The 13,983-nt window shown below is 59.0% G+C and carries 10 protein-coding genes; 3 read left to right on the top strand and 7 right to left on the bottom strand.

The genetic code is table 11. The features are described from left to right. Positions 1–7 precede the first annotated feature (7 nt). The 3 genes from AC6I79_RS20950 to AC6I79_RS20940 all read right to left on the bottom strand — a co-directional run bounded on the left by AC6I79_RS20950 (position 8) and on the right by AC6I79_RS20940 (position 2,753). Positions 8–604 carry a TetR/AcrR family transcriptional regulator gene (locus AC6I79_RS20950; protein WP_136546562.1) on the bottom strand — a complete coding sequence of 199 codons (597 nt, stop codon included), beginning with the start codon at positions 602–604 and terminating at the stop codon, positions 8–10. 132 nt (positions 605–736) lie between these two features. Next, the gene (locus AC6I79_RS20945) at positions 737–1,651 is read right to left on the bottom strand and encodes an alpha/beta fold hydrolase (protein WP_058775084.1); all 915 of its coding nucleotides are present in this window, start codon (positions 1,649–1,651) and stop codon (positions 737–739) included. A gap of 208 nt (positions 1,652–1,859) precedes the next feature. Continuing rightward, entirely contained in the window at positions 1,860–2,753 is an 894-nt protein-coding gene (locus AC6I79_RS20940; RefSeq protein ID WP_058770525.1) for a MurR/RpiR family transcriptional regulator, read from the bottom strand. Between the two features lie 408 nt (positions 2,754–3,161). Here AC6I79_RS20940 and AC6I79_RS20935 point away from each other — a divergent pair, with 408 nt between their 5' ends. Beyond that, positions 3,162–5,294, top strand: coding sequence for a TonB-dependent siderophore receptor (locus AC6I79_RS20935; protein ID WP_159377771.1), 2,133 nt, complete (start codon positions 3,162–3,164; stop codon positions 5,292–5,294). Next, the gene (locus tag AC6I79_RS20930; protein WP_413230757.1) at positions 5,284–6,444 is read left to right on the top strand and encodes an ABC transporter substrate-binding protein; all 1,161 of its coding nucleotides are present in this window, start codon (positions 5,284–5,286) and stop codon (positions 6,442–6,444) included. Before AC6I79_RS20935 ends, AC6I79_RS20930 begins: the two co-directional genes overlap by 11 nt. 551 nt (positions 6,445–6,995) lie before the next feature. Here the strand turns inward: AC6I79_RS20930 and AC6I79_RS20925 are convergent. The 4 genes from AC6I79_RS20925 to fdhF are packed head-to-tail and all read right to left on the bottom strand — an operon-like array spanning position 6,996 to position 12,772. Further along, on the bottom strand, positions 6,996–7,940 hold the full coding sequence (locus AC6I79_RS20925) for a cytochrome d ubiquinol oxidase subunit II (RefSeq protein ID WP_498027853.1): 945 nt from the start codon (positions 7,938–7,940) through the stop codon (positions 6,996–6,998). 11 nt (positions 7,941–7,951) lie between these two features. Next, positions 7,952–9,322, bottom strand: a complete 1,371-nt coding sequence (locus AC6I79_RS20920) for a cytochrome ubiquinol oxidase subunit I (RefSeq protein ID WP_159377499.1) — start codon at positions 9,320–9,322, stop codon at positions 7,952–7,954. Beyond that, a complete protein-coding gene (locus AC6I79_RS20915; protein ID WP_498027852.1) occupies positions 9,315–9,800 on the bottom strand; it encodes a DUF1641 domain-containing protein in 486 nt (161 codons plus the stop codon). Before AC6I79_RS20915 ends, AC6I79_RS20920 begins: the two co-directional genes overlap by 8 nt. Beyond that, positions 9,800–12,772, bottom strand: a complete 2,973-nt coding sequence (gene fdhF, locus AC6I79_RS20910; RefSeq protein ID WP_498027851.1) for a formate dehydrogenase subunit alpha — start codon at positions 12,770–12,772, stop codon at positions 9,800–9,802. The genes AC6I79_RS20915 and fdhF overlap by 1 nt, the downstream gene beginning before the upstream one ends. A gap of 303 nt (positions 12,773–13,075) precedes the next feature. Between fdhF and AC6I79_RS20905 the strand changes: the two genes are divergently transcribed. Further along, positions 13,076–13,969, top strand: coding sequence for an SDR family oxidoreductase (locus AC6I79_RS20905; RefSeq protein ID WP_498027850.1), 894 nt, complete (start codon positions 13,076–13,078; stop codon positions 13,967–13,969). Positions 13,970–13,983 lie beyond the last annotated feature (14 nt).

Raw genomic sequence — 13,983 nt, 5'->3', positions numbered from 1 at the left:
AAAAAAATTAGTCGAGCAGACGCATCGTGCAGTCCACTACTGCGTTCATTTCTGCTACCGTTGCCCCGGTTTTACCGAGGATACGCATCCCTTCAATCTGGCAAACCAGTAAGCGGGCCAGCACCTGCTCATCACGCTCGGGCAGTTCTCCGCTCAGCTGACCGCGCACCAGTGTTGCCGCATACAGCTGCTGCAAACGCCGGAACATGCGTCCCGTGCGTTCGGCAATCTGTTCATCATGCGCGGCCATCTCGGTGGTGAGTGACACCACCAGACAACCGCGCCGCCCTTTCTCGCCGCTGGAGAGCGCGGCATAACGCAGCAGCGAGGCGCGAATCGCCGCTTTAACCGCGCCGGGCTGCGCCAGAATATCCGAGGTGGCTTTCAGACCTTCGGTCATGTAGATATCCAGCGCGGCCAGCAGCAGCCCTTTTTTATCGCCGAACGCCTTGTAGAGACTGCCGCGCGATAAACCGGTTCCGGCGATCAAATCCGGTAGCGACGCCGCTTCATAGCCGCGATCCCAGAAAACGTGCATGGCGCTGCGGGCGGCCTCTTCCAGCTCGAACTCGCGCGGGCGACCGATGACGGTCAGGTTCTTCATCACTGCCCTCCCCTTTAATTATAAACCAACTGGTTCCTATCTTAGCCGCAATGCAGTGGCTATTGCAAGTCAGCCGCCCCCCCCTTCACGGCTCGGCCGCTTACACATGGATAATCAGGGTTAAGTGATGCGTCACACAAAGAACTGACGTAACGCGTCGGCCAGCGCCTGCGGTTGCTCATCCGGGATAAAGTGACCACAGTGCGCGAGGCGAATCCCGCTGACGTCGGCCGCAAAAGTGCGCAGCGGCTGTGCCATATCGGCAATTGAGCCCTGATCGGCGCTCACCGCCAGCAGCGGGATCGCCAGTTTTCCCCGGGTTTGCAACAACTGACGATTCTGCTCCGCTGAGGTGCTGACTTCACGGTACGCCGCCATGCCGGCGCGCAGCGCGCCGTTTTGCTGCAGCAGCCGCACATATTCCGCCATCTCTTCGTCACCAAACACCATCGGGCTGGCTGCTTTGCGCTGCAAAAACCACTGCAGATAGAGCGCTTCACGACCGGCGATCAGCGCTTCCGGCAGATCCGGCAACAGGTGAAAAGCAAAGTGCCAGGTTTTCCAGGCTTTGTCCGGCGTCGCAGGCAGCGCATCCGGCAGCGTCACTCCGGGAATGCCGGCATCCAGCAGCGCCAGTTTGCTGATGGCATCACCGTGCAGCATCGCCAGCGGCCAGGCAACCCAGGCACCCACGTCATGCGCGGCCAGGTAGTAACGCTCAACACCCAACTGCTGCAACAATCCCTGCACGCTGTGCGCCAGTGAGGTGGTGTCATAACCGCTGGCAGGCTTGTCGGAGTCGCCCTGGCCGGGCAGATCCGGCGCAATGATGAAATAGTCTGCCGCCAGCTGCGCCATCACCTTACGCCAGGCAAACCAGCTCTGCGGAAAGCCCGCCAGCAGTACCAGCACTGGTCCCTGCGCATTGCCGCCGCTGACATAGTGCAGCCGCACGCCCGCGACCGTGGCGTAAGCATGGTTAAATTGCGGCAGGTGATCGACGGGCTGTGACCAGCGCGGCGCGGCGTCCAGGGCAGGCAGTGACATAAGCGTTCTCCGGTTATTTTGGTAAAGAGTGTTTCCTTATTGGATGCGATTCTGCGCTACCGCGCCGTTAACGCGGACTCATTAAGGAAATGTTTATTTCCTTAATGTTAACGACAGCCACGCGCGCCTTGCAAGCGAGTCTGTGAAATAGATCCGGAAGCGAACGGCGGAGTGAATCGCCCCGCCGCCGCGCCTGAGCGATGCGCGGTTATCCCGCCTTCTTCGACGTGGGTTTCAGCGATCGATTGAGATCCTGAATGCGTTTCATGGTTTTAACCGTGCGTGCCGAACTGGCGGAGGCCACCGCCAGAATCAGCATTTCGAGGCACACCAGCACCGTGCCGTGCAGCGGCATGCGACCATTTTCACCGCCGCGCGGCACGTTAATCACCACATCCGCCTGCTGCGCAAACGCCGAATCCAGCGCGTGGGTCAGCAGAATCACCGGCATACCCAGCCGCTGCGCCTCTTTCAGCGTCGTCATGCCCTCACGGTGCGCCGATTTCTGCGCCATCATGATCAGTACATCGCCGCGCTGTAGCGTTATCAGCTGTTCCGCCAGCGCAATCCCGGCACGGTTAAGCGTCACCGCCGGCAGGCCGATGCGCCGGAACAGTCGCGCGCTGTACTCCGCCAGAATGCCGGAAGCGTTGATGCCAAACAGCGCCACCTGACGCGCTTCCAGCAGCAGTGTCACCGCAGCCGCTACCGCCTGGCGGTTGACCGGTTCTGCCAGTACTTCGCAGGCGCGCTGATGGCCGCCCAGCACAAAATCGATGCCGGAGTTGATGTCACACGACAGTTCGCTGATGGTCGCGCTCATCTTCTCTTCCGAGTTTTGCGCCGGGCCAAACCACGCGGCCAGCGTGGTTTTCAGATCGCGCAAACCGGCAAAGCCCAGCGCCTGCACGGTGCGCACCACGGTGGCGTCAGAAGTTTGGGTGGCCTGGGCGATATCCAATGCAGTCGCGTCTAATATAGCCTCACGATGTTCGTGGATATATCGCGCCACCGTTTGCAGGCTGGCCGATAATGTCGTGACGCGCGCACGGTAGCGTTCACCGAATACATCCACCCGATTTTTAATGTTATTTGCCGCCATTATGTTGCCTGTTAGTAATACCGCATCGTTGTGAACCGCGTCGGCAGGCCGGCTTGTAGTAAAAATTTGCGCCGCTACCGCTGCCCACTCCCTTCACGCCTGGCTTAACCCGGCCAGCCTCAAACTACAAAAAAAAGCATAATCGACTGATTGTAAATAAATTTTCTGACAATCCCGGTTCAAAATTTTCTACCGCGTTCTGCTGTAGTATCCACACCATCATTTACGTTTACTACTACATTTTTTCATGTTTGAATGATTCTCAATTACATCTCAGCCGCCTTTTTCCGCTGACTGATGGCATAACAATGCCGGGCCGCGAATGTCCTGTTCGTCAACGGCAGTATTTTACTGATAGCTTCGTTGCGCGGAATAAATAATCCCGCAATTACACCAGGTTTATATTCGATGCAGAACAACTCACCGCGGGCGGTTAAATTACTGTGCCATCCGGCTATCCTTGCCGCTATTTACGGCGTAACGGCACTCAGCAGTACTGACAGCCTTGCCGCTGAACAAAACAGCACCCTCACCGTGACGGCGCAGCAGCAAAACAGTGACGACGGCTATAGCGCCACCAGCAGTTCGGTCGCCAGTAAAACGCCGGTGTCGCGCCTCAATGAAGCACAATCGGTGAGCGTGGTGACGCAACAGCAGCTGGAGGATTATCAGGCCGCCAGCCTCGTCGACGCGCTGCGCTTTGTCAGCGGCGTAAGCGAAGGCAATACGCTGGCAGGTACCGAAGATGGCTTTGTACGCCGCGGCTTTGGCAGCAACTCGGATGGTTCCATCTATCGTGATGGCGTGCGCAGCAGCCAGGGGTTGAATTTTGATGCCACCACCGAACGTGTCGAGGTGCTGAAGGGCTCGGCTTCGCTGCTGTACGGTATCCAGAATCCCGGTGGCGTGATCAATATTGTGAGCAAAAAGCCGCAATACACCTGGCACACCAAAGTCAGCGGTCGCGCAGCCAGCGAGGGCGGCGGCGCCGGCACGCTGGACGTCACCGGCCCGCTCGGCAACGGTTTTGCTTTCCGCCTGATTGCCGAAAAGCAGAATCAGGATTACTGGCGCAATTTCGGCAGCGATAAACACACCTTAATCGCCCCCTCGCTACAGTGGTATGGCGAGCAGGCCAGCTTCCTCATCAGCTACGAAGATTATCAATACGATATTCCCTACGATCGCGGCACGGCGTTTGTTAACGGTAAGCCGGTAGCGATTGGCTATAAAGATCGCCTGGACGATAAAGCTAACCATGCGTGGGGCCACAATAAAACCCTGAACGCGCACTACGACTGGCAGTTCAATGAGGCGTGGAGCACGCGCCTGACTTTTGGCTGGAACCAGCGTCAGTACGACAACAACGAAGTGCGGGTTACGGCGATCAACCCCACCACCGGCGTGGTGACGCGCCGCGCCGACGCCAACCGTGGCTTCAACCATAAAACCAAATACGTGGCGTGGGATGTGATCGGTTCACCGCAGCTGTTTGGCATGACGCACGATGTGGTGTTCGGCACTGATTATGAAATGAACCAGACTTACCGTGCGCACCAGTATCAGGGTAAAGCGAACACCGGCTTCAACCTGTACGATCCGCAATACGATATGCTGGCACCGATCACCAACAGCAGCAGTGAAAACAGCGCCAACGCCAACCTGCTTAACCGCCTGCACAGTCGCTCGGTATACGCCAAAGACAGCATTTCGCTAACCGACGACTGGATTGCGGTGCTGGGCGGACGCTATCAGCACTATGAACAGCGCGCGTCAAAGGGCTTCGATCCGGTGGTGCAAACGCTGGACAGCGAGGGCAACAAGTTCCTGCCGCAGGCCGGGCTGATTTACAAACTGACGCCGGATGTCTCACTGTACAGCAGCGTGAGCAAATCCTTTACGCCGTCGACTGACGTCGACGATGACGGCAACGTCGGCAAGCCGGAACAGGGCACCACATGGGAAGTGGGCAGCAAGTGGCAGATTTCGCCCCGGCTGTTTGCCAGCGTAGCGCTGTACCGCATCGACGAACGCGATATGTCCCTTAATATCAACGGCACCACGCGCGCCATCAATAAAGCGCGTTCGAGCGGCGCTGAATTTGAGCTCAATGGTGAAGTGCTGCCGGGCTGGGATCTGAGCGCCAACTACAGCTACGATAAGGCCGAAATCGTCGACGATGGCGTCAACCCGGCGAACAAGGGCAACCGCCTGCAGAACGCACCGCGTCACGCCGGGGCGCTTTACCTGAGCCATAATCTGACGCTGAACGGCATTCCCGGTGACTTCCGCGTCGGCGGCGGTGCGCGCTACGTTGGCTCACGCGCCGGCGATCCGGAGAACAGCTTTACGCTGCCGGATTATGTGGTCGCCGACAGCTTTATCGCCTGGAATAATCAGCTGTTTGGCGAGAAAACCCAGCTGAAGCTTAACCTGAATAACCTGTTCAATAAGCACTATTACACCTCCAGCGGCGGCAACCTGCGCGTGCGCGAAGGGGAAACCCGTAACCTGATGGTCGAGGCCAGCGTTGAATTCTGATCGAGCGAAAAAGCCGCTGACGTGGCGTGCCTGGCTGGCAGCCCTCCTGCTGCTGGCGTTCAGCACCAGCGCGCTGGCCAGGGTGATCACCGATATTGACGGCAATCGGGTGGAGATTCCCGATAATCCGCAGCGCATCGTGCTGGGTGAAAGCCGCATGCTGTATACCCTGGCACTGCTGGCGCCGGATGACCCGTTCCGCCACATCGTCGGCTGGCCGCGCGATCTGCAAAAGTATGACAGCCAGACGTGGAACAGTTTTGCGCAGCGGTTTCCGCAGATGCTGAACATCCCGACGCTCGGATCGGGCGGCCCTCAGGCGATCAATCCGGAGCAGATTCTCGCCCTGCGGCCGGACGTGGTCATTCTGCCCAGCCTGGCGCGCTACGATGATGCCGATCTGAGGCTGGTCAGCATCCTGAATGCTGCGCATATTCCGGTAGTGAAGATCGATCTGCGCGTACATCTGTTAAAGAACACCCGGCGCAGCGTAGAGATTTTTGGTGAGGTGCTGAATCAGCAGGCGCGCGCGGCGGCGTTCAACCGCTTTTACAGTGCGCATCTGCAGGTGATCGAGGAACGGCTGGCGCGCTATCACGGGCCGAAACCCACGGTGCTGTTGCAGTTGCATCTGGGACGGCGCAACGAGTGCTGCGTGACGGCGATTAACGGCAGTCTGGGCGAGCTGCTCAACGCCGCCGGCGGCGACAATATTGCAGGCAAAACCCAGCACGGCGTGTTTGGCCGTTTGGGTGAGGAGCAGGTGATCGCAGCCCAGCCTGAGTATTACTTTGCCACCGGCTTTGGCGATAACGCCAGCGCAGGCCTGCTGCGCCTCGGGCCGGACGTCGCGCCCGACGCGGTGCTGAGCAGTTTTCGTCAGCTCACCGCGCAGCAGAACGGCTTGCGTGAGCTGAAGGCGATTCGCAACGGCCATGCGGCGGCAATCTGGATGAATTTTTATCTCAGCCCGTGGCATATTGCGGTGACCGAGTTCATGGCAAAAACGCTGTACCCGCAGCTGTTCGCCGACATCGATCCGCAGCAGACGCTGGAAACCCTGTTCCGTGATTTCCTGCCGATCCCCTATCGCGGCACGCTGTTTATGCGGATTCCGGCGGTGGATTCATCCAGCCAGCACAAGCCATAGCGGCGCAGCGGTTGGATCAGCGCGATAAATCGCGCCGCTACAAAGCGTGCCAGCGAATAATTCCGTTATTACATACTGCACCAATCGTAGCGGCGCAATTTATTGCGCAAAAACACAGCGGCGCAGCGTTTAGATCAGCGCGATAAATCGCGCCGCTACGAAACGTGCCAGCGACCCGTACCGTTATCAAATTCTGCACCAATTGCAGCGGCGCAATTTATTGCGCGAAAACACAGCGGCGCAGCGGTTGGATCAGCGCGATAAATCGCGCCGCTACAAAGCGTGCCAGTGACCAGTACCGTTATCACATTCTGCACCAATCGTAGCGGCGCAATTTATTGCGCAAAAACACAGCGGCGCAGCGGTTGGATCAGCGCGATAAATCGCGCCGCTATGAAACGTGCCAGCGACCAGTACCGTCATCACATTCTGCACCAATCGTAGCGGCGCAATTTATTGCGCAAAAACACAGCGGCGCAGAGGTTTGATCAGCGTGATAAATCGCGCCGCTACGAAACGTGCCAGCGAATAATACCGTTATAAACACTTATTTATGCCTGCGGCTGGCGCTTAAACACCCAGAACGCCCAACTGTGGTACAGCAGCGTCAGCGGCAACACAATCAGCAGCCCCGTCACCACGACCCCCTGTGTCACCGGCGAGGAGGCCTGCTGGTGCATCTCCAGCTGCCACGGCAGCAACCACGGATAAAGCCCGCACGCCAGCGCCGCGACCACCACGCCCGTCTGTACCAACGTGATCATCAATAACGCCACCATCGCTTCCCGCCACAGCGTGAGCAACTGCAGCAGCCACAGCGCAGGCAACAGGCTCAGCAACACTTTTCCCGGCCAGCACTGCCAGCTCTGCTGCCACAGCGCCGGCTCCAGCAGCAGCACGGCAATAAAGCAGGCCAGCGTCACCACCCACCACAGCATGGCCAGCGCCCGCGCCCGCTCCACCACCGGCTCGCCAATGCGCCAGCACAGCCAGCAGCAGCCCAGCAGCAGATCAACCGCCACCAGCCCGAGGCCGCACAGCAGCGGCACCAGCGAAAAATCAATCACAATCCCGCTGGGCGGACGCGACACCAGCATCAATCCGCTCATCCAGCCTGGCAGAAACGCCGCCAGCAGCGAGCTGACCATCAGCAGCCGGTCCAGCCAGCGTCGTCCGGTCTCGCCAGGCTGACCGCGATACGCCAGCGCCAGCCCGCGCAAAAACAGCGCCAGCAGGAAGAGAAACAGCGGCACCTTCAACGTTTGTAACAGCAGACTGTACAGCGGCGGAAACAGCGCCAGCATGCCGCCCGCCAGCAACACCAGCCAGGTTTCATTGGCATCCCACAGCGGCAGCAGGCTGTGCACCATCCACTGCCGTTCTTGTGGCTGGTCGAAACTGTACAGCAGCATCCCCACGCCGCTATCCGTGCCATCCAGCGCCAGATACATCAGCAGGGCAAACAGCAGGAGCACCGCAGAAAGTTCGACCAACATTCTCACCCTCCTCAGGCTGGCGTCTGTATGGTTTCCGCTACCGCCGTCGCCTGCGGATCCGGCAGCGGTGCCGCCAGGTGGCGCAGCAGATAACACAGGCCAAAGGCAAAACTCAGTGCGTAAATCACCACCACCGACACGAAAATGGCGACGCTGCTGCCGAGGGACATTGGCGCCAGGCTGTCGGCGGTACGTAGCATGCCGTATACCGTCCACGGCTGCCGGCCGACCTCCGTCACCACCCAGCCCGCCAGCAGCGCAATGAAGCCAGCCGGTGACATCAGCGCCAGCAGACGCAGCACGCGCCGCGACTGATCAAGACGACCGCGCCAGCGCTGCACATTGCCCGCCAGGCTGCTCAGCAGCATCAGCAGCGCCAGGCCCACCATCAGGCGAAAGGCAAAAAACACCGGCAGCACCGGCGGCAGGCTGTCGCGCGGAAATTCACGCAGGCTTTTGATGTGGCCACTGAGGTTATGGCGCAGGTAGAGCGAACCGATAGCCGGGATCGCCAGCTCGGCGTGATTCCGCTGCTGCGCCTGATCGGGCAGCGCAAACAGCCGCAGCGGCTCGCCCTCCCCTGGCGCAGGCGGCTGCCAGCTGCCCTCGATCGCCGCCAGTTTGGCGGGCTGATAGTCACGGGTGTTTTCGCCGTGCAAATCGCCCACCACCATCTGCAGCGGCAGGATGCACAGCGACACCGTCAGCGCGCTGCGCAGCATCAGCCGGCTGGCGGCCTCGCCAGCATTACGCAGCAGGCGCCACGCTGCGACGCCACCCAGCAAACACGCCACGCTGATCCACGAGGCCAGCAGCATATGCGCCAGCCGCCAGCCAAACGAGGGCGCGGAAATCAAACTCCAGGCGCTGTCCGGCGTGAACTGGCCGGCGTCATTGAGCGTAAAACCGCGCGGCGTTTGCATCCAGGAGTTAGCGGCAAGGATCCAGAAAGCGCTGAAAATCGCGCCAAGCGCCACCAGACAGGTAATGGCGAAATGCACGCCGGGTTTCACCCGATCGATGCCAAACAGCATCACGCCGGTCAGCGCCGACTCGAGGAAAAAAGCGATCAGCACTTCATACAGCATCAGCGGACCGATAATGCCGCCCGCTTTGCTGGCAAACACCGACCAGTGGGTGCCGAACTGAAACTCCATGATCACGCCGGAAACCGTGCCAATCGCCACGGTGAGCGCGAATACCTTGATCCAGAAGTGCAGCGCCTGATGCGCTTCCGGCCGTCTGCTCCATAGCCAGCGCGCTTCAAACCATACCAGAAACGGGGCCAGCCCCAGCGTCAGCGCTGCCAGGGTAATGTGCATGCCCATTGTCAGGGCAAACTGACCGCGCGCGATCAGCAGCACCCACTCCTGGCTACTCACGGCTCGGCTTACCGCTGTAGCGGATTATCGGCTTCTCCTCATCACCCTGCATGGCGCGTGCGAAGGTTTCCAGCGCCGCCAGCAGGGGCCGGATGCCCTGCCACAGCGCCTCATCATTCAGCAGTTTGAGCACACCGCTGACGCCCGGCGCGCTTTTTTCCTGCTGCGCCGTGTCGCTGGCCGGCTTCATCGCCAGCAGGGCATCGCGCAGCGCCAGCAGTAAATGGTTGAAACGCTCCGGCGGTACGGTGCTGAGCGTCATAAACAGCAGCGACAGGTTCTGAACCGCATTCTGCGTGCCGGGCCGGTTAAGCCCGGCGGCGACGATTTTGCCGATGTCATTGTTGGCTTTTACCATGTCATTAGCCAGGCGCAGGAAACCGTGCTGATGCAGATTCTCCAGCAGTTCGTTCAGCGCCTCCTGCGCGCTGGGTTCGGTGCGCGTCGGAGTGGGTTGATAGTGCAGCGGTTCGGCCATTAGCTTTTCTCCGGATGCGAAACGTGTTCAGGCGGCAACCGGTATTCAGGCTGCTGCCATTTTTGTTCAACGGGCAGATGATCCAGCGGCGTGCGCTGGCCGTGGCGGAAGTTGTGCAGCGGAATCGGGTGCGGCTGTGGCGCATGCGCCAGTTTACGCATCGTCACCGCAATCTCTTTATAGGCCGGGGTGTTGACGTCGGGATCGTGGTGTTCACCGGTCAGCCCGTTCACCCCCGGTTTGCCATGGTGGATAGGAATGAACAGCACATTGCCGGCCATCCGTTCGGTCACCACCACTGGCACCTCTACGCTGCCCCGGCGCGAACGCAGCTCCACCCAGTCGCCCTGCTGTAGTTGCCGCTCCTGCGCCAGCTGCGGCGAAATCTCAACAAACCAGTTGGGCGACAGCGATTTGATGCGCCCGCCCTGCCCGGTCTGATTAGTCGACTGGAAATGCTCCAGCATACGGCCATTGTTCAGCAGCAGGTCGTACTGCTCATCGGGCGCTTCCATCGGCGGCTGCCACGTCAGCGGGTACAGACGCGCTTTGCCATCAGGAAAGGCGAACGCCTCGGTATACAGCAGCGGCGTGCTGCTGCCGTCGGCGTTTACCGGCCACAGCTGTGACTGCCAGCCGACGAGATTCTCATAGCTGACCCCGGCAAACAGCGCGGCGATACCCGCAGCTTCTGCCATGATGGCGCCGGGATTTGGGTAGTGCCAGTGATGACCGAGACGCGCCGCGACATCAGTCAGTATCTGCCAGTCAGGCCGGCTGTCGCCGAGCGGCGCAAACGCAGGCGAGAAGTGCTGAATGCGCCGTTCGGTATTCACGAAGGTGCCCTCTTTCTCCAGGCTCGGACAGCCAGGCAGCACCACATCCGCGAACTGCGCGGTACGGCTCATGAAGATGTCCTGCACCACCATGAAATCCAGCCGGCTAAAGGCTTCGTGCACTTTGGTCGAGTCCGCATCGGAAAAGGCGGTCTCTTCGCCGATGATGTACATGGCGCGCACCCGCTGTTTATGCGCGTCTTCCACCATCATGAAGTTATCCAGCCCGGCCTCTGAGGAAAGCGCTTCCGGTGCCACGCCCCAGGCGCGCGCCCACTTTTCCCGCACCTGCGCATCGGTCACTTTTTCATAGCCGGGATATACATTGCTTAAGCAGCCAAAATCACTGGCGCCCTGCACATTATTGTGACCGCGCATCGGGTAACCGCCGGTGCCAGGGCGGCCGTAGTTGCCGGTGACCAGCAGCAGATTGGAGAGCGCGGTGCTGGTATCCGCACCGTGGCTGTGCTGCGTAATGCCCATCGCCCACAGCAGGCAGGCGCTGCCCGCGTTGCCAATCATCTCGGCGGCTTCGGTCAACTGCGCCACGCTCAGACCGGTGACTTCACTGGCCATCTCAAGCGTAAACGGAGCCAGCGAGGCGCGATATTCCGCCACCTGATTAACGCGCGTGCGCAGGAATGCTTCATCGGCATAACCGTGATCGAACATGTAGCGCGCCATCGCCGATGCCCACACCATGTCGGTACCGGGACGGATGCGCAGATAACAGTCGGCGCGCTCAGCCATTTCGTGACGGCGCGGATCGACCACCAGCAGCTTTTGTCCGCGATGTTTGTGGCTCTGCTTGATATGTGAAGCGAAAACCGGGTGGTTTTCCGCCAGGTTGCTGCCAACGGTGATGATCAGGTCGGTCTGCTGCAGATCGCGCAGCGTACCGGCATCGCCGCCGTAGCCCACAGTGCGAAACAGCCCTTCCGTCGCCGGGTTCTGGCAATAGCGCGAGGAGTTGTCCACGTTACTGGTGCCGAAAATCAGACGGGCGATCTTCTGCGTCAGGTAGGCTTCCTCATTGCTGGCTTTACTGGAACCAATAAAACCAATGGCGTTACCGCCGTGCTGGCGCGCCACCGCGCGCAGGCCGTCGGCCACGCGCTGTAGCGCCTCTTCCCAGCTGGCCGGGCGGAACTGGCCGTTTTCACGAATCAGCGGCGTGGTCAGCCGGTTCGGGCTGTTCACAAAATCCCAGCCAAATTTGCCTTTGACACAGGTTGAGATGCCGTTAACCGGCGCATCAGCCACCGGCTGGATTTTGAGGATGTGGCGATCGCGCGTCCAGACTTCAAAACTGCAGCCGACGCCGCAATAGGTGCAGACGGTTTTGGTTTTTTTAATTTCGACTTTGCGCAGCGCATCATCGATCAGCGAAATTCCGGTGATCGGCTCCATACCGATGCTGTTTTCCAGCGATTTGACGAAATCAATCAGCGGCCGCTTCAGGTCTTCATCCATTGCGGTGAAGGGACCGGCGTCGGGCTGCATGGTTTTTTCCAGCAGCGCGTTGCACGGACAGACGGTCACGCAGTGCCCGCAGCTGACGCAGCTGGAACCGGCAATCTGCGTCCCGCCATCCCACAGCACGCGCGGGTGATCGGCGTTGTAATCAATCGACAGCGTCTCATTCACCTCGACATTCTGGCAGGCCTCCACGCAGCGTCCGCACAGAATGCACTGATCCGGATCGTAGGTATAAAACGGATTACTGTGGTCTTTGCTGTCCGGTTTGCGCTGGTAGGGGTAATACTGAATCGGAATGTGCATATCCGCGACGGTGTTATGCAACGTGCAGTCGCCGGTATTGTGTTCACATACCGTGCAGTAGAGTTCGTGGCGATTGAGGATGCGGTCCATGCCCTCCTGCTGTGCCGCCTGCAGCACCGCGCTCTGGCTGACCACGCGTAAGCCCTCGGCGCTGCGTAACGTGCAGCCGCGCACCGCTTCGCCATCCACCTCCACCCAGCAAACATCACAGGTTTGCAGCGGCGGCAGCGCCGGGTGATAACAGACATGAGGCAGTTTTTTTCCCTGCTCCTGCAGAAAATCAATTAACGGTTGATTTGCGGTTCCGCTTAAGCGCTCACCATTAAATATAATGGTACATTGTGCTTCGCTCATTTAACGCCTCGTTTAAGCCATCGCTCATAATTATTCGGACCGGCCAGCGCCGGTTATTATGTAAAGTTATGCTTAGAGCTTAGAAACAAATATCTTTAGTGCAAGCAGGCCGATTCGCTTAATAACTCGCATGGCTTACGCAGCGTTAAAATAATCATTACGTTAGTGATTTTGTAACTAAAAATATCATTTCAGTTACGCCCGTCCCGCTTTAATAAATCGCGACTGCTTATTTTTTGACGTGACAAATATCACATCTCTGCCAGGCTTAATTTACACGTTCCACTGTACAAGGAGATAGGTATGACTTCATTTACTAACAAAACGCTGATTACCCAGGAATATCCAAAGCCGCCATTCAAAAAGCAGCATCAGCCCATTCCGGGATTAGCCAGTAAGATGGAACCCCGTCCCGATCACGGTGAAACCAGCTATCGCGGCACTGGCCGTTTAACCGGGCGCAAGGCGCTGATTACCGGTGGCGACTCCGGTATTGGTCGCGCGGTAGCCATTGCGTATGCCCGTGAAGGGGCAGACGTGGCGATCAACTACCTGCCGGAAGAGGAGCTGGACGCCGCTGAAGTGGTGCAATTAATCGAAGCGGAAGGCCGTAAAGCGGTGGCTATTCCCGGTGATATTCGCTCAGAATCTTTTTGCCAGCAGCTGGTAAAAGAGGCAGCAGAAAAACTCGACGGCCTGGATATTCTGGTGAATAACGCCGGTCGCCAGCAATTTAATGAGTCTATCCGTACGCTCTCAACGGAAGATTTTGACGCCACCTTTAAGACCAATGTTTATGCGATGTTCTGGATCACCAAAGCGGCACTGGAATATCTGCCTGCCGGATCATCCATTATTAATACCTCGTCGGTTCAGGCGTATGAACCGAGCGCCATCCTGCTGGATTATGCGCAAACCAAAGCCGCGATCGCCGCCTTTACTAAAGCGCTGGCGAAGCAGCTGGGCGAGCAGCAAATTCGCGTCAATGCTGTAGCACCAGGACCGTACTGGACAGCGCTGCAGGTGTGCGGCGGTCAGCCGCAGGAAAAAATCGAGAAGTTTGGTGCCAGCGCGCCACTGGGGCGTCCGGGTCAGCCGGCTGAAATCGCACCGTTGTACGTGACCTTCGCTGAAACCACCAACAGCTTCACCTCAGGTCAGGTGTGGTGCTCCGATGGCGGTACCGGTACCGTCTGACCGGGGAATTCCAC

Source organism: gamma proteobacterium symbiont of Scutellera amethystina, assembly GCF_059730845.1.
The sequence above is the reverse complement of the archived record's forward strand: the minus strand, read 5'-3'. Positions and strand labels throughout refer to the sequence as shown.

Coding starts and splice junctions, on each gene's coding strand:
- AC6I79_RS20935 (WP_159377771.1), top strand. CDS start 3,162: ATGCAGAACAACTCACCGCGGGCGGTTAAATTACTGTGCCATCCGGCT.
- AC6I79_RS20925 (WP_498027853.1), bottom strand. CDS start 7,940: ATGTTGGTCGAACTTTCTGCGGTGCTCCTGCTGTTTGCCCTGCTGATG.
- AC6I79_RS20915 (WP_498027852.1), bottom strand. CDS start 9,800: ATGGCCGAACCGCTGCACTATCAACCCACTCCGACGCGCACCGAACCC.
- AC6I79_RS20950 (WP_136546562.1), bottom strand. CDS start 604: ATGAAGAACCTGACCGTCATCGGTCGCCCGCGCGAGTTCGAGCTGGAA.
- AC6I79_RS20940 (WP_058770525.1), bottom strand. CDS start 2,753: ATGGCGGCAAATAACATTAAAAATCGGGTGGATGTATTCGGTGAACGC.
- AC6I79_RS20905 (WP_498027850.1), top strand. CDS start 13,076: ATGACTTCATTTACTAACAAAACGCTGATTACCCAGGAATATCCAAAG.
- fdhF (WP_498027851.1), bottom strand. CDS start 12,772: ATGAGCGAAGCACAATGTACCATTATATTTAATGGTGAGCGCTTAAGC.
- AC6I79_RS20945 (WP_058775084.1), bottom strand. CDS start 1,651: ATGTCACTGCCTGCCCTGGACGCCGCGCCGCGCTGGTCACAGCCCGTC.